The organism is Algibacter sp. TI.3.09, from assembly GCF_038154905.1.
Classification (GTDB): domain Bacteria; phylum Bacteroidota; class Bacteroidia; order Flavobacteriales; family Flavobacteriaceae; genus Algibacter.
Map to the genome: position 1 here is coordinate 127194 of NZ_JBAKAN010000006.1, position 22859 is coordinate 150052.

A 22859-nucleotide genomic window follows, 5' to 3' on the forward strand; every position below is an offset into this window, starting at 1 on the left:
TCTTATGCTTTGCTAAAAATACGTTTCCAGCTTTTCTTTTTTAATTGAATGTTAGTGTTATTTTCTTGGTTGAATTTTGCAACGATTTCCTTTTCGTGAAGTTTGTAAAATTCAGGATCAAAATTAGCATCGGCTAAATGTTCTAAAACATAATCTACCGTGCGCTTTTCATTTAAAATCTTGTCGAAAAATTCGTGACGCATTCGGATTCCGAAGTTGTTAATACCAATAAATTCTCGAGTGGTTTTATCATAATTAATATGAATACATTTTTTACCATCTTCATGTTCCCAATAAAAGCGAGATTCATTGTCTTTAGCTTGCGCCCAAACCCAACCATAAGTTTGGTATTCTATATCGATAAACTTGGCAGAGTTAAACCAATGCCCAGGTTTATATTGTGTTTTATTATCGCAAATAGTCTGTGCTAAGGTTTCTCCCATCATACGGCCCGTGTACCAAACGGCTTCAATAGGGCGGCGTTGGTCAATGCCTTCATGTTGTTCGGCACAATCGCCAATAGCATAAACGCCTTCAATATTAGTTTCTAAGTAACGATTCACTTTTATGCCTCGACCTATTTCAATGCCAGAATCTCTTATAAAATCTATATTTGGAGCAACTCCTGCGGTTAAACCAACCACATTACAAGGAAGTTCTTCTCCTGTTTCATCAATAATGACAGCTTTTACATTTCCGTTTTCATCGGGAACTATTTCTTTTAAGTTGGTAGAAAGTCGTAAATCTATACCGCTACTTAAAATTTCACGGTTTATCATGTTACTTTCACCTTCTGGTAATACACCATTCCAAAAACTGTCTTCTCTTACTAAAAATGTTACCGGAATATGGCGAGAGTGTAGCATTTCGGCCATTTCAATACCAATTAATCCGCCTCCCACAATTACGGCACGTTTACATACCTTGTTATCGGGTGCATATTTTTCTAGATTTTCTAAATCTTGCTTATGGTACATGCCCATAACGCCATCTAAATCTTGACCAGGCCAACCAAATTTGTTAGGTTTACTTCCGGTAGCTATAATAAGCTTGTCGTAGGTTAAAGATCCGCCGTCTTGAAAATGAAGCGTTTTGTTTTCAGTCTCAACTGTTTTAACAAAAGCCTTTTTTAGTTCTATTCTATTCTTTTCCCAAAACCAATTTTCATAGGGTTGCGTATGTTCAAACGTCATGTGTCCCATGTATACGTACATAAGTGCTGTTCGAGAGAAAAAATATTCGGTTTCAGCCGATATAATAGTGATTTTTTTGTCAGAAAGTTTTCTAATGTGTCGCGCTGCGGTAACACCCGAAATTCCATTCCCGATTATAACAATATGTTCCATAATTTTTAGAATTGTGATTCTTTAGGTCGTTTTAAAGATAAGAACTTAACTCGGCACTTTAATTTAGAATAGATTTAAATAGAGTAGCGTCTGTAAGGGAAAGCTTAATTATCAGACTTTTTTAAAAACTTTTTAAAGTGTAAGTTGGCTAACAAATTAAAACATATTAGAAGCTTTACTTTGTATCATCAAAATTTATAAAATGAAGAAACATATTATTATAGTATTCACCATGAGCTTATTATCTGTTGCTAGTTTTGCTCAAAACACAAACGATTTCTTTTCTAAAGCCGATGCTTTTTTTAAAACCTATGTAGTTAATGGTAAGGTAGATTATTCTAAAATACATAACGAACCTAAAGCTTTAGATGAGGTTTTAAAGTTAGCCGAAGGTATTTCTGTATCAAAAACAGATGCTAGTGTTTACCAAGCATTTTGGATAAACGCTTATAACTTATCAGTAATAAAAGGGATTGTAGATAACTATCCGTTAAACTCGCCTCTAGATAAAAAAGGCTTTTTTGATAAAACAACATATGCTTTAGGAGGTAAAAACACAACGTTAAATAATATAGAACATAAACTTTTACGTGAGGTTTTCAACGATGCTAGATTTCATTTTGTACTTGTTTGTGGCGCTGTAGGTTGCCCTCCATTAATAAGTAAAGCATATTTACCTAAAACAGTAGACAGCCAAATGACGAAGCAAACTAAAATTGCCCTTAACGGAAGTTTTTTAAAGGTAAATGCTAAAAAGAAACGTGTAGAAGCATCTCAAATTATGGAATGGTATAAAGGCGATTTTACCATGAATGGGAAAAATGAAATTGACTTTATTAACCTTTACAGAACTGAAAAAATAGCTACCGATTTTAAACTGAGTTACTTTCCTTATAACTGGAAAACTAACACGCTTTAATACTAATTTTAAAACACATAATGATGAAAAAAATACTAACAACTTTATTACTAACCATATCTTTAGTGGGCTTTGCTCAAGAAGATACTACTAAAAATGAAAAAAGTAATATTCAAACCTACACACCGTCAAAACTATTAAGTAGTGGCCAATGGGATATTAAATGGTTTAATAATTTATATACAGAAACTAAAGATTTATTTGGACCAAATGGTTCAAAACAAGATATAGCTAGAAATACATTTTTCACCTCTACGCTAGATGTTTTTACGGGTATTTCGGCTAACAGTAAATTAAATGTTGGTTTGTTATTAGAGTTTCGTTCTAATGTTGTTGGAGGTAGAGACGCTTTAGATGTTTTTAAATTTGATGGAGAAACAAACTCTGCACGTTCTGGTTTAACGTCTTTCGCTCCAGCAATAAAATTTAATCCTATTAAGGGTGTTGGTAATTTTACCATTCAAACAGCTTTCCATATTCCTTTAATAGATAATGAAACTGAAAACGGTGTGTTTTTAGATCAAAAAGGATTTATTTTTCAAAACCGTTTCTTCTACGATTATAGTTTTTCGGGTGATAAATGGCAATTATTCTCAGAGCTTAACACAGAGTATAACTTTGGAAAAAAAGAAGATAGTTTTGCAAACAATAGCGTACGTTTAACACCTGGCGTATTTTTAAGTTATTTCCCAAGTTCTAAGTTTACTGTATTAGGGTTGATACAACACTCACAATTAATTGATGCTGGAAATGATTTCTCTCAAGATTTTACAGCACTTGGTGGTGGTTTAAAATATCAATTAACAGATGTTCTCAATGTAGAAACCCTTTATACAGGCTTTGTGAGAGGTAATGATACTGGGCTAGGGCAATCTTTTAACATAGGTTTAAGAGCTTTGTTTTAATGTTTAGTAGTAAATTAGGAGCTAAAAAACTTTTTTAATGAGAAGAAATATATTCCTAGTTTTACTTACCCTGTTTATTTTACAGAGTTGTAATGCCCAACCAAAAAAAATAAATGGTGTTAGTTTTGTAGCCTCTCGAGAAGCTATTTCTCAAAAAAATGTAATGCCAGTGGTTAATGTAAATGCCAATTTTGCGGCAGTTATGCCTTTTGGTTTTATTAGAGATATTACGCATCCCGAAATTGCTTTTAATACACAAAGGCAATGGTTAGGTGAAACAAAAAATGGTGCACAGCAATATGCCGTAGAACTTCAAAAGCACGACATAAAAATAATGATAAAACCCCAAATTTGGGTGAGTCATGGTGTTTATACGGGGCATATTGAAATGGCTACGGAAGCAAACTGGAAAGTTTTCGAACAATCGTATTCTAAATTTATTTTAGAGTATGCCAAGTTAGCCGAAGAGGTAAATGCCGATATATTTTGTATTGGTACAGAACTAGAAAAGTTTGTGGCCAACAGACCAGAATATTGGAATAATTTAATTGTAGAAATTAAAAAGATATATAAAGGTAAACTCACTTACGCTGCTAATTGGGATGAGTTTAAACGCACGCCTTTTTGGGCACAAATGGATTATATAGGTATAGATGCGTATTTTCCGGTTAGTGAAACCAAAACACCAACAGTTGCGGAGTGTATGGCTAATTGGGGCACGCATAAAGCGGTTATTAAAAGTACATCGGAAACTTATAAAAAGCCGATACTATTTACCGAATTTGGTTACCGAAGTGTCGATTTTACTGGTAAAGAACCTTGGCGAAGCGATAGAGCTATGGATTCTGTAAACCTAGAAGCACAGACTAATACGTCTGAAGCTTTGTTTAAAACCTTTTGGAAGGAAGATTGGTTTGCTGGAGGGTTTATTTGGAAATGGTTTCATAACCATGAAAAATCAGGTGGAGAAAATAACTCGAGGTTTACGCCACAAAATAAACCTGTAGAACAGTTAATAAAATCTCATTATGAGGCTTATAAGTAATTTAAAACTTTTAATAATATGCTTATTTATTAGCGCTTGCGACAGCGATGATGGTGCTGAGTTGCCTTTAAATAATAATACCATTTTATCTGAAGTTTTAAGCGTTAATATCTACGAAGAAGATGCCGTTATAGCTTGTGCGGCCAGCACAGATCATGATGCTAATTTGGTTAATGTTTATTTTTATCCAGAAGCAGGAGCGGAATCTTTTAAATTATATGAAACCGATGTCTTTACAGTAAATGGCGAAAATTTTTCAGAATACAATTTTATTGATTTAGAAACCAAACCACTTTTTAATGGTGCTTTGCGCTTTTTTGAAACCACATCTAATGCGGCTTGGTTTACGGTGGTTTATCAGGTGGGTGATGTTATAAAAGTTGCAACACCTATTCGGAATAAAAAAAGCAGTCAACCATCGCAGTGGACCGATGAGGTGCATATTAATCAACAAGAATCAGGAATGCCAATTTTTTCATGGGATGTGCTTTCCGAAGAAAACAATGCTATTTTCTTTGAAGTTTTAACTACAGAGAGTTCCGATTTAATCTCAGGAACTTATACCTACAACAATCAATTTCAATATTATAAACTCGATAATGTGGTGCTAAATATTACTCCAAATACACCGCCAAATTTAATATCGGGAAATAATTATATATTTACAGTAATGGACGTGAGCTTGGATAATTGGGTAAACCAAGTGATTAAGACGCCATTTACTGTAGAATAATGAAAAAAACTTTACTTTTTATTTTATTAATAACCTTTGCTCATGGTATGGCTCAAAACCATATGGTGGCCGATTTAAAAATTCAGGGGAATAATAAATTAAAAACATCTTTCATTAAAAGTTTAGCGTCTATAAACAGCGGCAGCGTTTTAGATTCAACCATTATAGAGCAAGATATTAAACGATTAAAGCGTTTGCCGTCGGTTGCTCATGCGTATTATCAAGTTTTTTTTGCAGACGATGGTGCTTACAATGTGTTTTATGGCATTGAAGAAAACTTTACACTTATTCCTTCACTTAATATTTACACTACCGATAACGATGAGTTTGCCTACCGTGTAGGTTTGGCAGAATTTAATGCTCTTGGCAGAAATATTGCCGTTGGTGGTTTTTATCAAAAAGATGTTTTTAATAGTTATGCTTTAAACTTTAGAGCGCCTTATTTGTTTTCTAAACGGTTTGGTTTGGCTTTTAACCTGCAAAGTTTAACGACTTTAGAACCTGTGTTTTTCAATAATACATCGGCTAATTATAGGTATAATAATAAGTCTGTAGAAATCTCTGGTTTGTACGAGTTTAATTTTAGTAATAAGCTCGAAATTGGATTAAATAGTTTTGAGGAAGATTACCAATACCAAAATGGTGAAACTAGCGAAAATGTGCCGCTAGAACTCAATATACCTAAGTGGCTTATAAAGGGGATTTACGATTATAATACGTTAGATTATTTTTATCAATACATTTCCGGATTCCGAAGTCAGTTTAATTTTCAGTTTGTAACCTCTAATCAAGATGGGGTTGATGATTTCTATATAGGCTGGAACGATTTTTTTATTTTCAAACGCGTTGGCGAAAAAGGGAATTGGGCAAATAGAGTTCGGTTGGGTTTAGCATCTAACAACGATACGCCTTTTGCACCGTTTTCTGTAGATAACAATGTTAATATACGTGGCGTAGGGAATACCATAGATAGAGGTACCGGAGTTATTGTTGTGAATACCGAATATCGCCACACACTTTTCGAGAAAGATTGGTTTGTTCTACAGGGTAATGCCTTTATAGATGCTGGTTCTTGGCGAAATCCCGGTGGCGAACTATCCGATTTTAGTAGAAGTGAAAACATGAAACTTTACCCAGGCATTGGGTTGCGGTTTTTTCATAAGAAGATTTATAATGCTGTTTTTAGAATAGATTACGGCTATGGTGTTTCTAAAAATGCCACGCAAGGTTTAGTATTTGGTATTGGTCAGTACTTTTAATTTATTGATACTTTACCGTTATTTTTTTAATTGCTGAAGTTGTTTTACGTAAAAAAAAACTTATTTTTATTCGGAAGAAAATTCTTTCGGTATAGAGAGGTGGGATATTTCTATGAATCATATACCTTAGTTACCTGCAAGCTGAAAAACAGAACTTATGAAAAAAATCGGAACATTAATTTTACTGTTAATTTCCTCAAATATATTTGGACAAAACCTCTCTGAATGTGGAATTGACAATAACCCGAAACTCACTCAAGTGGAGTCTGAATATCTGAACGCATATCTGAATGAAAAACTAAACGGATTTGACTTTAAGGACAAAAAAGTGATTTTCAGAACTGGGAATAGCGGTAACCGAATTGGAACTAAAAAGGAATATTTTGAGCACATACAAAAGTGGGATGAGAAAAACTCTAAAGTAGCGACTGGTATTGATATTCTGACTAATGAGCAAAAATCGGAATCTGGCGGATACGATGTTATTGTAACTTATTGGGTCAAGGTTTTGACAGAAAAACGGAAAAATAAAATATTAATAGGAATAAAAGCCAGCAGGTAACATTGTATAAAAACAATGCTTAGTTTAGTGCTTAATCAAAGGTCGTTGTCATTTTGTTACGTAAACGTTATTATACTTTTTAATACTCTCGAAAAATGATAAAAAGAAATTTAGCTTCAATATTTGTAATAGCCTCTTGCGTTTTGGGTATATTAAATATTGATTTTTCAAACATTTCAAACCCCAACGAATATTGGCTTTTGATTTTTTCATCGTTAATTATTTTAGCATCTATAATATTCACTTTAAATACGGAATCAAAATTTAACAAAAACAAATAAATATGGATTATATAAAAACAGGATTAATCATTTCGACAATTATTATTTTTCTTTCTATGGTGTTTTTAGAGTATGATGTGCTAAGTGTTAATACCATTAAAGATGTTTTTGTAATTCCTGCATTCATTATTAATGTAGCTTTGATCTTTAAGGTTTTTAAGAAGAATAAACAAAATAGCGATGTTGTGTAGGCTAATTTAATAATCATCCAAACGCAACCTTTTTATCAAATTTTCATCTACAAAGCAAAATCTACTTCCGATGAAAAACTTCCATTTACTTTTAGTATGCGTTACATTAATTTTCCAAAGTTGTAAAAGCGATGATTGTGGAGATTGCTTTACGCCACCTAATAGTTTTATTTTTGAAATTGTAGACAAAGCGAGTGACGAAAACGTATTTACGAATGGAACCTATGTGTCTGGTGATATCGAAATAACAGACCGTTTGAATGATAATGAACGTATTGAGTTTATGTTTATTTCAGAAGATAATATAAATCAAGTTCAAATTGGTTCAATAGGTTGGGATACAGAAATTGTAAATTTAAAAGTCAGTATTTCGGGTCATGAAATTTTTAATCTTTATGTGGATGCCGAAAGAAAAATGGGTGAGTGCTGTAGTTATACAGAATACAACGAAATCACGATTATAGATGCTGAATTTGAATTGGAGACTGAAACTGGTATTTATAAAATACTTGTGGATTAGGCCTTAAAAAATATGATTTCTATAATACACAACGCATTGATTTTACCCCAAAATGATGCAAAATTAACAGATAAATAAGCATACAAATACATCAATTTCAGTGTTTTAAAAAATGGATGATGACTATATCTTTGTAGTGTAAAATGTTGCAAAAAAAACAAGTCCAAATCTTAATATTATGTTTATATCTCAAGCTTACCAATGTTATCAAGTATTACACGAAGAAAAGAGTTCAATTTCAAAAACGAGTAAACAAACAAATACGGATGTTAGTTTTTCTCAAAAATTAAAACAAGTGTTTAGTGTTAAAAAGCGTGTATTTCAATCGTAATAAATAGTATAATATATAATGCTCAAATTAAGCTGTATGTGTAAAACACAGCTTAATTTGGGCATTTTTTTATTAAACAATGTTGTGTTTATTCTAGAACAACAACAAGATCTTCTGAGTTTACCATAAAGCCAGTTTTTAAAACAATTTTCTTAACGGTAGCATCGGTATTTGCTGTAATTGTTGTTTCCATTTTCATGGCTTCAATAATAAATAACGGCTGATTTTTGCTCACTTTTTCGCCTTTTTTAACCAAAATAGTAGAAAGCATACCTTGTAATGGCGCTCCAATTTCGTTATCATCGTTTTTATCGGCTTTCAAGTTTTCAACTTTATCAACTTTGATAGCGGTGTCTTTTATTTCAACACTTCGGCCTTGGCCATTCACTTTAAAATAAACGGTTACAATACCATCTTCATTAGCTTTTCCTATGGAATCTAAAGTAATAAGTAGTGTTTTTCCTTTATCGAGTTCAACAATGGTTTCTTCACCAATTTCCATTCCGTAGAAAAAATTCTTGGTTGGTAAATTCATGAGGTTATCGTATTTTAAATGCTTATTGAAAGCATCTGTGAAAACCTTAGGGTAGAGTTGATAAGATAGAAAATCGGTATAATCTATAGTTCTGCTTAAATCGTGTTCAAATATTTTTTTGAAATCCTTGTATTCCTGATCTAGATCTAATGGCGGAATATGCGCATTTGGTCTGTCGGTATAAGGTTTTTGGTCTTTTAAAATTAATTTTTGCAACGCTTCCGGGAAACCGCCAACAGGTTGGCCAAGTTCGCCTTTAAATAAATCTACAACCGATTGTGGAAACGAAATACTATCGCCGCGCTCAATAACATCTTGTATTGTTAAATTGTTGCTCACTAAGTATTGTGCCATATCTCCAACTACTTTGGAGCTCGGTGTTACTTTTACAATATCGCCAAAAAGGGTGTTTACTTCGCCGTACATTTTAGTAATTTCATGAAAACGACTTTCTAAACCTAATGCCTGTGCTTGTGGTTTTAAGTTTGAATATTGCCCGCCAGGGATTTCATGTTTAAAGACTTCGCCAGATCCGGCTTTTAAGCCCGATTCAAATGGGTAGTAATAATCTCTAACGGTTTCCCAATAGTTAGAATATTCATTTAGAGAATCAATATTTATACTGCTGGCTCTATCTTGAAACTTCATCATCTCTACCACAGAGTTAAAGTTTGGCTGAGATGTTAATCCGGATAAACCACCAAGTGCCACATCTACAACATCTACACCAGCTTCAATAGCTTTTAAATAAGTGGCAGATTGTATTGATGAGGTATCATGTGTATGTAAATGAATAGGGATTTTAAGTTCAGATTTTAATGCCGAAATTAATTCGTAGGCTGCATAAGGTTTTAGTAAACCAGCCATATCTTTCACGCCTAAAATATGTGCGCCTGCATTTTCAATTTCTTTGGCAAGATTAACGTAGTATTTTAAGTTGTATTTTGTGTTTTCTGGATTTAAAATATCATTGGTGTAGCAAATAGAACCTTCGGCTAAACCGTTTGTTCTCGTGCGTACATGCTCGATACATGGGCCAAGAGATTTCATCCAGTTAAGTGAATCGAAAATTCTAAAAACATCCACGCCATTTTCCCAGGCTTGTTCTACAAATTCACCAATTAAATTATCTGAATATGCTTTGTAGCCCACACCATTAGATCCGCGAATAAGCATTTGTAGTAAAAGGTTTGGCATCGCTTTACGTAGCATACGTAAACGTTCCCATGGGTTTTCTTGTAAAAAACGTAAGCAAACATCAAAGGTGGCGCCACCCCAAACTTCCATACTAAAAATATCAGGATGATTTTTAGCATAACCTTCGGCAACCTTTAGCATATCGTAAGTTCGCATACGTGTGGCTAATAAACTTTGGTGTGCATCGCGCATGGTAGTATCGGTAAAATGAACTTTTTTTTCATTCATTAACCATTGAGAAAATTTTTCAGGACCAAGTTTTGAAAGCAAATCTTTTGTGCCTTCAGGAAAACGAGCATCTGGATCAAATTTTGGAACTTTTGGTTTTATAAACGTTTTAGAATGATCTACTTTTTTAACATCAGGATTTCCGTTTACAATAACATCACCTAAATAAGTGATGAGTTTTGTTGCTCTATTTCTAGGTGCTTTAAATATGAATAAATCCGGATTGGCTTTAATGAAGTTAACCGTAACCTTACCTTGCCTAAAAGTATCATGTTTTAAAATATTGTCTAGAAAAGGCATATTGGTTTTTACACCACGAATTCTAAACTCTGCCAAGGCTCTACGTATTTTTCTACTCGCACCATCTAACGTTCTACTATTTGCTGTTACTTTAACTAGCATAGAATCAAAAAATGGCGAAATAGTAGCACCTTGATAAATACTTCCGGCATCTAAGCGAATACCAAAACCAGAAGCACTCCTGTAGGCAGATACCGTGCCGTAATCGGGCTTAAAATCATTTTGCGGGTCTTCGGTTGTAATTCTGCATTGCAACGCGTAACCGTTTATTTGAATAGATTCTTGATTTGGTATTTTTATTTGCTCATCGGCCAGTTTATAACCGCCAGCAATAAATATTTGTGTTTTTATTAAATCGATGTTTGTAATAACCTCAGTAACGGTGTGCTCTACTTGTACGCGTGGGTTTACTTCAATAAAGTAAATAGAATCATCATCGTCTACTAAAAACTCAACCGTACCAATGTTGTTGTAGTTTACGGCTTTACAAATTTTAATGGCATAGTTGTAAAGTGCTTGCTTGGTTTCATCTTTTAAGCCGTAAGATGGTGCAAACTCGATTACCTTTTGGTAGCGCCTTTGTACCGAGCAATCGCGCTCAAATAAATGCACGGTATTGCCATAGCTATCGGCAACAATTTGAATTTCTATATGCTTAGGGTTTTCTACAAATTTTTCAAGAAAAACGGTATCGTCTCCAAAAGCATTTAAGGCTTCGCGTTTACTTTCATTAAAAGCACCTTTAAGTTCGTCTTCTTTTCTAATAACGCGCATACCACGACCACCACCGCCAGAAGCTGCTTTTAGCATAACAGGATAACCAATTATTTTAGCTTCGGAAATTGCTACGTTAATATCTGTCAAAGGTTTTTCATTACTTTGAATAATAGGAATGTTATTTTCTACAGCCACTGTTTTAGCCGTAATTTTATCACCTAAAGCTTTTAAAACTGAAACTTTCGGACCAATAAAAATAATGCCGTTATCTTCACAAGCTTGAGCGAAATCAGCATTTTCAGATAAAAAACCATAACCCGGATGTATGGCATCGGCTCCATTTTTTAATGCTATTTTAATAATAGCATCAATATTTAAATATGGTTTTAAAGGTTCGTTGTCTTCTCCAATTTGGTAAGATTCGTCTGCCTTGTATCTGTGTAAAGAGTAGCGATCTTCAAAAGTATAAATCCCTACTGTTTTTATGCTTATTTCGGTACAAGCTCTAAAAATTCTAATCGCAATTTCACCTCTATTGGCTACTAATATTTTTTTTATTTTCAAGGTAGTTTAGTGTTTAGTTTGTTTGGTATTAAATATAGCTAAATTATTTGTAATATATTTCTTTGAGAAGCCTCATAATTAATACAAAACAAGAATTTTAGGTAGAAAACCGTTAGATAATTTTTAATCTAAATTTAATCTTACAATTTTTTAAATTATCTATATTCCGTTAGCTTTGCTTAAAAAGGGAAATACATGCGTACAATTGCAATTGGAGATATTCACGGAGGATTAAAAGGCTTAGTTCAACTTTTAAATAAGTTAGAAGTTAAGGATGAAGATAAACTTATTTTTATGGGTGACTATGTAGATGGTTGGAGTGAATCCGCTCAGGTTGTGCAGTTTTTAATTGAATTATCAGAAAAAATAGAATGTGTTTTTATTAGAGGAAATCATGACGTTTGGTGTGAAGAATGGTTGGAAACTGGAGAGGTGAACATGACGTGGTATATACATGGAGGCATGGAAACGATGGCGAGTTATGATGATTTTTCAGATGAAGAAAAAACAGCGCACCTTGCCTTCTTTAGAAAACTTAAATTATATCATTTAGATGATCAAAACCGATTGTTTTTGCACGCCGGATTTACATCTATGCATGGCGTAGAGAAAGAAGTGCATAAACCTACGCTGTATTTCGATAGAACACTTTGGGAACTTGCTTTGGCCATGGATAATAACTTAGATACTAAATCGTATTTCTACCCAAATAGATTAAAACATTATCATGAAATTTATATAGGGCACACACCAACAACTAATTTTAAATGTGATATTCCAATGAATGCTATAAACATCTGGAATGTAGATACCGGAGCGGCTTTTAAAGGTAGAATTACAGGTATGGATATTGAAACTAAAACGTTTTTACAAAGTGATCCTGTTTACACCTTGTACCCAAATGAAAAGGGACGTAATAAGGATTAGTTATTACACCCTTTTTTGAAAAATAGTTATGTTATGCCGACAAAGGAGACATCGCATAATATTGACTTTCATTATAAATGTAGAAGAAATCAACATCGAAGAACATTGCAGTATATAGTTCTGTTGTTTGTTATAAAAGTCATGTCGACAAAGGAGATACCACATAACGGTGGTTTTAATTCCTCATGAGATGTTTCCTTTGTCGACATAACGAAAAAGAGTTTTATTTTTTTACTCTAAACTTTTAAAATCTTTAATAGCTTGGTTAGGCTCAATAACATTATAACCTTTCCAAAATTCCGGATCGTATTTTGGTAAATACACGGGTTTTACTTCTGGTTTTTCTTTAAAGTCGTTAAAAGTAACTTCTGTTATTTGTTCGTTTTCAAAAACAACTAATTCACTTTTTTCCTTAATCGCCATTATAAAATGAATATCAGTATCCAATTCGTTTTGTTTACGTCTGCCTTTAACGTGTTTGTTTTTTTCAATAATAGTTAATGGGCGTTTAATTCCAAATTGGCTGCCTTCTTCAACTTCGGCATATTTTAAAGTATATTTTTCGGCTTCGTTTTTAGAATAAATAAGCGTTCCTTTTTTTAGGTTTCTTGTGTGCGATAAGCCAAATAATTTGAAACTATTAAGCACTTTTACGTTTTCATAATCTATTCTAACAATGGCAAAATCATCAGTGTTTACATAAATTGTACCTTTAAAATCTTCTTTTCGTTTTGGTGTAAAAGTTATTTTATAAACAAACTCATCATTTAAAAAACTATAATCTTCCACTTTAAATTCAAAACGATTTTGCTTTTCTAAAAAGTTCAAATAGCTGTCTTCAAAAATAAAACTTCCATGCTCAAGTTTCGCAATAGCCGATTTACGGTAATTAGCAAAATCTTTTTTGCGTTCAGCTTCTTTCTTCTTTTCTTCTGCGAGCATGGCTTCGGTTTTTTCAACCTCTTCCTTTTGCTCACCGTAATCAAAGGCAGTAGAGTCTATATCTGTTTTTACGCCAAATAAGCCGGATTTAATTTTGAAATAAGAATCACGTTTTACATTTTCTTTTAAAATAGTATTTAGTTTTTCTTCGTAGGTCTCAAAACTCATTTCTGCGCTTTTATCATATAGATGCGATGCCTTAATAATATCTATTTTTTGCTTATCCTTTTTACCTGGTATGCCGTATGAGTTTGCTAAAAGCTCAGTGTAATCGTCTGCGTTTTTCGGTATGGCAGCAATTAAACTATCTATAAATTGTTGATTAAATTCAGGAATAGTAGATTCGTTAACCTCAACATCACTTTTTATTAAATTTTGAAAGGAAGAAGCGCGGTAAAATAATTTTCTTTTAATAAAATTATAATCATAATTGTTTGCTAAGTTTTCTTGTACTTTCTCAATAATTTCCTCTGGAGTATAATTTTTGTTAGAAACTAAAACTTCATCTAATTCCATAGCTTTTGTGCTTAGAAAAACAATGCTGTCTTTAAAGTTTTTAGCGAGAAATTGTTTGGTTTCGTAACCTAAACATCTAATTTTTAAAGAATCTTGCTTGGCCGATTTTTTATTCAAATAAATAAGAAAATCGCCATTAGAGTTACTAATAACACCCGAGTTATCATTAATTGAAATAGTAGCATACGGAATAGGTTCTTGCGTAAGAGAATCTAAAATTTTGGCACTTAGCGATTCTTGTGAGTGGCCGTAAATTGATAGTAAACCGATGGCAATAAAAATGTAGAAATGTTTCATGTATCTTGTTGTTTCTTATAAAAGTAGACGAATTACCGAACCATTTGTAACATTTAATTTTTCTTTAAGTGAATTTTATAAGTTTTTAACACGGTATTAAAACTCTGTTAAACAAGATGGTATAACAGGATTTAACCTTATTTTATTTTGAAATAAAAAATGAAATTAGAATCAATTAGAGATGAATTTGTCTAACTATTCTGTGTCGCAATATGCTTTAAATAGTAGTGGTTTAGTTTTTCTGGAGAAGCACCAAGACGCTTTTTTAAATGAATAGCCCAGAAATGAAATTGAAGCTTACAAATACCATGACTGTTGTATTTTCTAGCTGAGGTTGTTAGCCAGTCTTGCAGCACAACAAATTGCTTACGTTGGTATAATTTGGCAATAAAATCGTTGTCTTCGTAAATGGTGAAATTTTCATCAAAGCCACCAATATCATTAAAAAGAGTATGCGTAACAAATAAGCTTTGGTCGCCACCTCGAGATACTTGCCAATTAAACTGCGTAAACCAACTCGCTAATTTTAACCACCAATGGCTGGAGTCGAATTGCATTTTAAAACAACCTGCAGCGTTGCCGTTTTCTATTGCCGATAATATAAGTTGATCGTATCTATTTGGCGGGAAAGAATCGGCATGTAGAAAGTATAGAATATTACCGTTAGCCTCACTTGCGCCAAGATTCATTTGTTTGGCACGGCCTTTTTCAGAGTTTAAAACTTTAATATTTAATCCTAAATTCTTTATTATCGGTATCGTGCCGTCGGTACTGCCGCCATCGACCACAATAATTTCTGAAATATTGTTTAAAGCAGAACAATCAATAAGATGAAACAACAAGTTTTCAATCGTCTCAGCTTCATTTAAAACAGGAATTATAATGGAGATTTTATTCATTTAAATTCCAGTTATAGTCTTTGTAGCTTTTTTTCGCTTTCGCGGAAATGTCTATGTTACTGTATTGGTTTAGAAAGTCTATGATGTCTCCATCTTGTTTAAAATCTTTAGAAAACCACTGAAATATTTTTGAGATTTTAATGCTGTTTTCCGAAAGTTCGTTACGTTCTGTATCACTTAAAAACTCTTTAGTAGCGTCGGTAAGTTGAGTTTCTAAATTTGAAGCAGTAAACGCAGTGTTTTGTAATTTAGGACAAGACACGGAGGCACAAACTATAGCAAAATGAATACGTGGTTCGTCCATTTTACGCAGTATTTCATGCTCAATATCACTTAAATTAAACCATTTGTCTCCTAGTTTCCAAAAACGTTGATCCCATGGTTTATCAATATCTTTTATACTTTTTAAAGGGTAGTTTTTTAGAATTAAATCTACCGTTAATGCATTGTATGCATTTATCCAAAAGGCAAGTATTTCTTCTCTAGAAAGTGATGTAAAGCTAGCGTCAGTATAGATAAGGTTTAAACCTTGTATATAACTCAGTAGTTTCGCTTTATCCGTTTTAAAGGCTTTGTAGTTTACCTGTCCAGCATCCGAAACATGTTTTTGTAATAAGTCATTCCATAATGTGTGAGTAGCTACTATTTCTTTTTTAGTAATTTCTTCAATAATATCGGTTTGGCTTGCTGTTTCTTGGGGAGTGTTAATAGCAGGAGTTTCTGCTTCGCTACTTTCTTTAATAAGTTTTGTTTCTTCTATCTTTTCCGGTTCAGTGTTTACTGCTGGTAGGGAAGAAGGAGTGGTTTGTTCTGGTGCTTTGGTAACAGCTTTATTAGCGCTGCAAGCGAGCAAAAAAAAACTAAAACTGAAGTAAATTAAATATTTCATTTTTTTAACGGATAAAGTTCTTGATTTAAAAAATCTTTCGGGAACTTCTCATCATCCTCAAAACCTAATTCAATATCTCTACCATCGTGAGGGATATAGTCGGTTTTAAAAATGTAGTCCCAAATACTTAATGTTAGTCCGTAATTAACACCGAACCTAACATCTTTTGGTAAGCTTTTAACATGGTGCCAAATGTGCATTTTGGGGTTGTTAAACACGTATTTTAAAATACCATAATCCCAACCTAAATTGGCGTGATTTAAATGACCAATAGCAATGCTGAAAAAATAAACAATAGCAACATCTTGCGCGCTGTAATTGGCTATTAATGCTAAAGGAATATAGAGTAACGATTTGTAAACCACAGGCTCCATCCAATGATAACGTAGGTGTGCGGCAAAGCCCATTTCTTTTACTGAATGATGGACTTTATGGAAATTCCAAAAGAATTCAAAACGGTGCAGTAATCTATGCGTGTTCCATTGCACAAAATCGGAAACTAGAAAGAAAATAACTAAGCCGAGCCATTTTGGTAAATCTTCAGCATCAAAAATCTGCAAATCTTTTAGAGATAAGCCTATCATTTTTAGAGTATCATTTAAAAACTCTGCAGCAGTATTAGAAAGTGCAATTAGAATAATGAGGTTTAAAAGAAAGAAATTGAAGAACATGTAAAACGTATCTAACCAAAAGTCTTTTCTAAAAATAGATTGATTTTTCCGCCAAGGAAAAACAATTTCTAATACCCAAACAATAAGAGAAATGGCTATTAAGCCATAAAAATAGTTATCCCAGTTGTTTTGAAATAGAATCTCGTTTTTAAGATAATTCCAATAACCAGAATAGGCGTTTTTTATTATGTCTAGGTATTTATTCATATAAAACTAAATAATCTAATCTTGATTATTAAAGTAAATCAAACACGCGTAAAGCATAGTCTTAAGCTCAATTATATACCAAATTGCTTTTTGTCTTTGTATATTTTAAATAAATTATAAGCAAATGATACACCGGCTATAATCCATATACCTCGATAAAGCCAAATGTTTATTTTCATATCGAAAAGCACGCCGTATTTTTCGTCTAATAGAAAACTAGTTAGTACTTTGTATATGGATAAAGCGAGTATAATTACGGGTATTAATATTTTCAATTTAGAGTGTTTTTATCAATTCTTTAAAAAGTGTAATCATTTCGGGTTCAGCTTTGGCAGCCATAGCTATAATTTCACTAATATCTACAGGTTGTAAGTTGTTTGGGTCGCACTCATCGGTTAGTACCGAAATAGCTGCAGCTTTTAAGCCTAAATGGTTAGCAACAATAATTTCTGGAACGGTGCTCATACCAACAGCATCGGCACCAAGAATTTTTAACATACGGTATTCTGCGCGTGTTTCTAATTGCGGTCCAACTACACTAGCGTAAACACCTTCGTGAAGTTTTATGTTGTTAGCTTTAGCAATGGCTTTAAATTTGTTGTTAATAGCAACATCGTAGGGTAGACTCATATCAGCAAAACGTTCACCTAGCAATTCAACACCTTTAAATGCTAAAGGAGAGCTACCTTGTAAGTTTAAATGGTCGTCGATGAGCATAAGTTCACCCTTTTTATAATCTAAGTTTATAGCGCCCGATGCGTTAGAAACCAATAAGGTTTTTATACCTAATTTTTCCATTATACGCACAGGATATGTTACATCTTGTAACGAGTAACCTTCGTATATATGAAAACGGCCTTGCATTATAATAACCTTTTTGCCTTCTAATTCTCCATAAATTAGTTTGCCTTTATGAAACTCTACTGTAGCAGTCGGGAAATTTGGAATGTGATTATAGCTTACTTCTTTTATGATGGTTATTTCATTTACAAGCTGGCCTAATCCGGTACCAAGAATAATGCCTATTTCTGGGCTTTCAAATCCTTTTCCTTTTAAGTAATCTACGGTTTCTTCTATAAATTTAATCATGTAATTGTTTTAGTTTTTCTTGTAATTCCGTGTTAGACTGATAAAATTTTGAAGCTATTAAATCTTCAAAAGTATCAATATCATTTAAGGTCTCTAAAGTACTAAAACTTACTCGGTTTTCTTTTAATTCGCTAAGCGTTTCTTCTAATAAATTATCCTGACTCCATGGTTTGTTTTGAAATACAAAATCGTGGAATTTAGAAAAACCAACAAGATAGTAACCTCCATCTTCAGCTGGGCCAAAAACGACTTCGTTACTCTTTAATGCTTGTAATCCGGCGTTAATTTGAAACTCGGTAATATCTGGTAAATCGGAACCAATTAGTACAATTCTATCATAACCATCTTCAAAACCTTGTTTGAAAGCATGACTCATGCGGTCTCCTAAACTTTCGCCTTGCTGTACGGCTTTAACGTTGTTTTTCCAGGTGGTTTCTACTACAGCTTCAGAAAAATAAATACGCTTATCTGCTTTAATATTTTTAATAGCTTTTTCTGTAACGTCTACCAATTGGGTATACACATCAAAAGCACCTTGATTGCCAATTGTAGCTGCAAGCCTGGTTTTTACTTTGCCTAGTTTTATGTTTTTTACAAAAACAATAACGAGTTCTTTATTCATATACTTTTATTCCTTTTTGTAACCACTTACTCCATGTTTTATTGAAGGTATGGATACTATCTGTTTCTTTTTCTTGTTTATTATAAACGGGGAAATCGTTGCTTTTCCATTGAAAAATACCGCCGTATAAATTTTCTACATGTTTATATCCTGCTTTTTTAAGACTGTCTGCAATAGATTCCGATCGAATACCAACGGAGCAATACACTACTATTTTGGTGTCTTTATTCGGTACTTTTTTGTAAACACTATCTATTTTAAAATGATCGTAACCAACGTGAATAGCATTTTTTAAGTGGCTGGTTTCGTACTCTTTTAGTTCTCTAGAATCGAGAATTATAGCATTGTTTTTTGGCATCGCTAATTCTTGTACACTTATGTAAGGCACACTATTATCGTTGTATTGTTTTAATAGTTTGTCAATTGACTTTTGAGCAAACATAGAAAACCCATGCAGGATTAATAATAAGAATAAGCTTTGCTTCATGTCGATTTAGTCTCTCAAATTTAATAAAATTACATTTGGTAGTGATTTTGATTAAATAATATTAACGCCAAAACCTTGTAAGCCACTTTCAATGGCTGGTAAAATCTCGGTGTTGTCCCAAATACCGGTAACAATAGTTCTTGCATATTCTTCTGGAAGCGAATCGTTTAACATGAGTTTGTTTGTTAATCTGTAATTGTAATTTAAACTATAATGTTTAAAACTGAATGTGTTTTGCGAATCGTCTAAAATAGCATACCATACGTTTGGGCTACCATCGTTTGCAGGCATGCCAATAACACCTGGGTTTAACCATAGTTTATCGTCGTGCTTATCTTGAAAAGGTAATCCGCAATGTCCGCCAATAACAACATCGAATTCATTGCCGTTAAAACTTGGTGCTTTGGCATCCCAAGGCGTGGATTTAAAAATAAATTCTGATGTATTTTCAAAAGAACCATGAACGACTAAAACCTTTCGGTTCGAATAATTAAACGTAATATGATCGGGTATGGAACTAATGAAGCTTAGCGAATCTTTAGAAAGTTTGCTTTGTGCATAAGGGTACCATTGTTGTGAAAAACCATCACATCGAGATCCTTTTCTAAAATCGCAACCACAATCTGTCGCGCCTTCGCTAAGTTGTACTTCTACATTACCCGCAATACTTTTGGCGTTCCATATTTTAAATAGCTGTACGGTTTCTTCGGGCTGTGCACAATAACCAACAATATCTCCGGTACAGATGCAATGCTCTGGCGGAATATTTTCTTTATCGGCAATTTGTTTTAGCGCTTCTAGGGCTTGAAGGTTGCTGTAAACACCTCCAAAAAGTAAAACTTTACCAGAAATTTGACCTAATTCTTCTATTTTTTTATCCATTTTGGAATAATATATAATGTGATACAACTTAAAACGCCCCAGAAATTAATCCAAAGTAAATCGGCATATTTTCCTTTAGTGAAAATGAGTGATTCTGGGAATATGTTTAAAACTAAAATGATACCGAAAACTAATCCACAACTTACGCTGAGGTAATAACTTATTTTAGGAACATCTATATTCCAGAATAGAAATACAGGCGTTAAACCAATAACCATAGTTCCAGATATGGTTGTAGCCGATAATATTTCAGCATCTAAAAACACAGGAATTGTGCCTAAAACAGCTATAATTACCATGGAAACACGACCAAACGTTACATTTTTGCCTAAGTTTAAATCGATTGATAATAATTTTGAAAAGGATGAAAACGTAGAGTCTAAAGTAGAAGCAGCCGAGGTAATCATAATAAAATTTATAATAAGTAAAATGAATACTCCAAATATTTTACCGACTTCTACAGCGGCTTGCCCTTGTATATTTTGAGTTTGGGCATAAACGCCAATGATGCTAAATAAAATAATGCAAAGCGCACCCAAAACACTAGCGATTAAAAAGCTTCTTCTTGTAACTTTAGGTGAACTTATAAATGCTCTATCTGTAAGAACAGGATCGTGAAATGGATAACTAAAGGATTGAATAATGGCTGCGAAAAATAAGTTTAAACCCAACTCAAAACTCCATGTTCCAGATGAAACAATATCTTGATTTGAAAAGTCTTCGAGTGAAAATATATGATATAAAATAATGAATAGTAACACCGAAAACAACCCCATTTGGATAACGTCGGTAAAAATAGAACTACTCAATCCGCCTTTTAATGCGTAAGCTAAGGTTAGTAGCGTAAATAGAAGTATGGACCAGTAATAAGGAGAACTTCCTGTTTCGCCAAAGTAGCTGCCAATAACCATGGTGTTGCTCCATACTTCGTTAAAAAGTCTAAAAGCAATTAAAATTGAAAAAATAGCCATGGCACCTTTTCCAAATTTTGTAGTTAAAAAGTGGTGAATACTCTCGAAACCACCTTTAACTCTTAATTGATAAAGTAAAATACCTGCTACAGCAAAAGATAGATAATACCCAGCATAAGCAACACCACCAACTAAACCAAATTGCAAACCAAGGTTGGCTGCATTGGTAATGCTTTTAGCAAAAATCCATGAGATTATTAGGCTTCCGGTTAAAACTACGGAGCCTGGTTTTTTTAACCTTTTGGTTGCTTTAAAAAACTGATCTGTTGTTTTAGCAAATGGCGATAAAAAAAATAAAATTAAACTCGATATTATAATTAATCCCCATTGCCATGTTATTGTGTCTATATTATTCATTCCACCATACGGGTATGTTAATGCTATTGTTATCTGTGTTTATTGCGGCTTTAGCGTAATTTTCTGCATTTAAAGTTTCTTCTTCTGCAGGGTAAGGCATGCGCATAGGAATAAGGTCGTTATTTAAACTAGCCGAAATTGTTTTTAATTCAGGAAATCCGGTTCGGTTATATTCAATCCAACCTTCGTAACCGTTTATAATATTTGCAATCCATTTTTGAGTTATTATTTGCTCTAAAGGCGTTTTGTCGGTATTATAATAAGCGGCTTGTTCTGTGAGGTAATTGGCTGGTAAAGCAGTGTTCCAATATTCGAAAGCTAAAGCGACACCATTGTTATAGAGCTGTTCTGCACCGGCAGTAATTAAATTCTTTTCAGCAGCTTCGGCTAGAGCAAATTTCACTTCCCAAGCGGTTATAAAATTAGCATCTAAAGTTGAGGTATCGTCTCTAAAAGCGGTTCCTGCTAAAGAGTAGTCTGCTAGTTTTGGTGATGTTGAGGTCGCGTCAATTCCATTTAGTAATCCGTTAAATTCACTGGAGTTTGAGTTTGAAAAAGGTTGGAATAAAGTGCTTATACGGGTGTCATTCAAATCCGTTAGAATATCTTCCATAGTTTCAGAAAGTACAAAGTTGGTGAAATCTCCAATTCTTAATTGTGCCAATCTAAAGCTATTTGGGTCTGAATTTGTAAAGTTGAAAATAGCGTTTTCTGAATTTTCTTTGATATAATTATCAGCATCATAAATGGCTTGTAATTCCGCAGAAACATCCGATTTATTCGAAATACGTATCAGGTGTTTGATTTTTAATGAATTTGCAAAACGTACCCAACCTTGTAAATCTCCATTGAATAAAATATCGCCTTCTAATGAAATAACATCTGTGTAGTTTTCAATTGCTGCAATACCTTTATCTAGATTATCTAGAATGCCACCTTCGTTTAGGTAAATATCTTCTTGATTATCATAACTTGGTGTTACGGTAATTGTCGTGCCATTGAAAGCTTCAAAATAGGGTACATCACCAAATAAATCGGTTAAGCCAGCTGCCATATAGGCTTTAAGAATAAGAGCAGGGCCTTCGTAAACTTTAAAAGCATCAACGGTTCTGGACTGATTTAAAATAATTTCATTGTCCCGTAAATTGGTGTAAAATATAGACCATGGGTTGCCTCCTAATTGAGGTGATTTAAGCGCATGTCTATCGAATAAATTAAAGCCTAAGGCTGTTCGGTGTTGCGATAATAAATCCCCAGCAACAAAACCTTCATAACTCATTTCTTCGCCATAATTATAAATAACTTGGCGCAGCAATAAACTTGGTTGTACCGAAACAGGCGCGTTTGGGTTTGTATTAATATTTTGAAAGTCGTTCGTACAGCTAGCTATAGTTAGTAGACTTAAAAAGGACAATATGTATAGTATGTTTTTCATGAATAATATTTTTAATTTCCGTTAAAACGAAAATG

The 22859-nt window shown here is 33.3% G+C and carries 23 protein-coding genes; 10 read left to right on the forward strand and 13 right to left on the reverse strand.

The window, feature by feature from the left end:
* Positions 1-2 precede the first annotated feature (2 nt).
* A complete protein-coding gene (locus V6246_RS16335) occupies positions 3-1346 on the reverse strand; it encodes an NAD(P)/FAD-dependent oxidoreductase (protein WP_341561564.1) in 1344 nt (447 codons plus the stop codon).
* Positions 1347-1548: 202 nt separating this feature from the next.
* Between V6246_RS16335 and V6246_RS16340 the strand changes: the two genes are divergently transcribed.
* The 9 genes from V6246_RS16340 (at position 1549) to V6246_RS16380 (ending at position 8092) form a co-directional block, all read left to right on the forward strand.
* Positions 1549-2265 (forward strand): DUF547 domain-containing protein, encoded by a 717-nt coding sequence (locus V6246_RS16340; protein WP_341561565.1) that lies wholly within the window; start codon positions 1549-1551, stop codon positions 2263-2265.
* A gap of 20 nt (positions 2266-2285) precedes the next feature.
* Positions 2286-3170 (forward strand): hypothetical protein, encoded by an 885-nt coding sequence (locus tag V6246_RS16345; protein ID WP_341561566.1) that lies wholly within the window; start codon positions 2286-2288, stop codon positions 3168-3170.
* 37 nt (positions 3171-3207) lie between these two features.
* Positions 3208-4215: a glycoside hydrolase family 113 gene (locus V6246_RS16350; RefSeq protein WP_341561567.1), complete on the forward strand. Its 1008-nt coding sequence runs from the start codon at positions 3208-3210 to the stop codon at positions 4213-4215.
* Positions 4199-4948 (forward strand): hypothetical protein, encoded by a 750-nt coding sequence (locus V6246_RS16355; RefSeq protein WP_341561568.1) that lies wholly within the window; start codon positions 4199-4201, stop codon positions 4946-4948. Before V6246_RS16350 ends, V6246_RS16355 begins: the two co-directional genes overlap by 17 nt.
* Positions 4948-6207: a POTRA domain-containing protein gene (locus tag V6246_RS16360; protein ID WP_341561569.1), complete on the forward strand. Its 1260-nt coding sequence runs from the start codon at positions 4948-4950 to the stop codon at positions 6205-6207. The genes V6246_RS16355 and V6246_RS16360 overlap by 1 nt, the downstream gene beginning before the upstream one ends.
* A 157-nt stretch (positions 6208-6364) precedes the next feature.
* On the forward strand, positions 6365-6769 hold the full coding sequence (locus tag V6246_RS16365) for a hypothetical protein (RefSeq protein WP_042505181.1): 405 nt from the start codon (positions 6365-6367) through the stop codon (positions 6767-6769).
* 283 nt (positions 6770-7052) lie between these two features.
* A complete protein-coding gene (locus V6246_RS16370) occupies positions 7053-7241 on the forward strand; it encodes a hypothetical protein (protein ID WP_341561570.1) in 189 nt (62 codons plus the stop codon).
* A 70-nt stretch (positions 7242-7311) separates the two neighbouring features.
* The gene (locus V6246_RS16375) at positions 7312-7761 is read left to right on the forward strand and encodes a hypothetical protein (RefSeq protein WP_341561571.1); all 450 of its coding nucleotides are present in this window, start codon (positions 7312-7314) and stop codon (positions 7759-7761) included.
* A gap of 178 nt (positions 7762-7939) precedes the next feature.
* A complete protein-coding gene (locus V6246_RS16380; protein ID WP_341561572.1) occupies positions 7940-8092 on the forward strand; it encodes a hypothetical protein in 153 nt (50 codons plus the stop codon).
* A gap of 88 nt (positions 8093-8180) precedes the next feature.
* Here V6246_RS16380 and V6246_RS16385 read toward each other — a convergent pair whose 3' ends face one another.
* Positions 8181-11633, reverse strand: coding sequence for a pyruvate carboxylase (locus tag V6246_RS16385; protein ID WP_341561573.1), 3453 nt, complete (start codon positions 11631-11633; stop codon positions 8181-8183).
* 195 nt (positions 11634-11828) lie between these two features.
* Here V6246_RS16385 and V6246_RS16390 point away from each other — a divergent pair, with 195 nt between their 5' ends.
* Positions 11829-12560: a metallophosphoesterase family protein gene (locus V6246_RS16390; protein ID WP_341561574.1), complete on the forward strand. Its 732-nt coding sequence runs from the start codon at positions 11829-11831 to the stop codon at positions 12558-12560.
* 231 nt (positions 12561-12791) lie between these two features.
* On the opposite strand, the gene V6246_RS16395 is transcribed toward V6246_RS16390, so the two are convergent.
* The 11 genes from V6246_RS16395 to V6246_RS16445 form a co-directional block, all read right to left on the reverse strand.
* Entirely contained in the window at positions 12792-14315 is a 1524-nt protein-coding gene (locus V6246_RS16395) for a carboxypeptidase-like regulatory domain-containing protein (RefSeq protein ID WP_341561575.1), read from the reverse strand.
* Positions 14316-14506: 191 nt separating this feature from the next.
* A complete protein-coding gene (locus tag V6246_RS16400) occupies positions 14507-15214 on the reverse strand; it encodes a TIGR04283 family arsenosugar biosynthesis glycosyltransferase (RefSeq protein WP_341561576.1) in 708 nt (235 codons plus the stop codon).
* Complete coding sequence (locus tag V6246_RS16405) at positions 15207-16103, reverse strand: DUF547 domain-containing protein (RefSeq protein WP_341561577.1); 897 nt, start codon at positions 16101-16103, stop codon at positions 15207-15209. Before V6246_RS16405 ends, V6246_RS16400 begins: the two co-directional genes overlap by 8 nt.
* Positions 16100-16981, reverse strand: a complete 882-nt coding sequence (locus tag V6246_RS16410) for a sterol desaturase family protein (protein WP_341561578.1) — start codon at positions 16979-16981, stop codon at positions 16100-16102. The genes V6246_RS16405 and V6246_RS16410 overlap by 4 nt, the downstream gene beginning before the upstream one ends.
* Positions 16982-17052: 71 nt before the next feature.
* A complete protein-coding gene (locus tag V6246_RS16415) occupies positions 17053-17256 on the reverse strand; it encodes a hypothetical protein (RefSeq protein WP_042499226.1) in 204 nt (67 codons plus the stop codon).
* Position 17257: 1 nt separating this feature from the next.
* Complete coding sequence (locus V6246_RS16420) at positions 17258-18070, reverse strand: purine-nucleoside phosphorylase (RefSeq protein ID WP_042499228.1); 813 nt, start codon at positions 18068-18070, stop codon at positions 17258-17260.
* Positions 18063-18692 carry a TIGR04282 family arsenosugar biosynthesis glycosyltransferase gene (locus V6246_RS16425; protein ID WP_341561579.1) on the reverse strand — a complete coding sequence of 210 codons (630 nt, stop codon included), beginning with the start codon at positions 18690-18692 and terminating at the stop codon, positions 18063-18065. The genes V6246_RS16420 and V6246_RS16425 overlap by 8 nt, the downstream gene beginning before the upstream one ends.
* Entirely contained in the window at positions 18685-19179 is a 495-nt protein-coding gene (locus V6246_RS16430) for a rhodanese-like domain-containing protein (protein WP_341561580.1), read from the reverse strand. Before V6246_RS16430 ends, V6246_RS16425 begins: the two co-directional genes overlap by 8 nt.
* A 51-nt stretch (positions 19180-19230) precedes the next feature.
* Positions 19231-20061, reverse strand: coding sequence for a metallophosphoesterase family protein (locus V6246_RS16435; protein ID WP_341561581.1), 831 nt, complete (start codon positions 20059-20061; stop codon positions 19231-19233).
* Positions 20046-21389: a sodium:solute symporter family transporter gene (locus V6246_RS16440; RefSeq protein ID WP_445819004.1), complete on the reverse strand. Its 1344-nt coding sequence runs from the start codon at positions 21387-21389 to the stop codon at positions 20046-20048. The genes V6246_RS16435 and V6246_RS16440 overlap by 16 nt, the downstream gene beginning before the upstream one ends.
* Positions 21382-22824: a SusD/RagB family nutrient-binding outer membrane lipoprotein gene (locus V6246_RS16445; protein WP_341561582.1), complete on the reverse strand. Its 1443-nt coding sequence runs from the start codon at positions 22822-22824 to the stop codon at positions 21382-21384. The genes V6246_RS16440 and V6246_RS16445 overlap by 8 nt, the downstream gene beginning before the upstream one ends.
* Positions 22825-22859 lie beyond the last annotated feature (35 nt).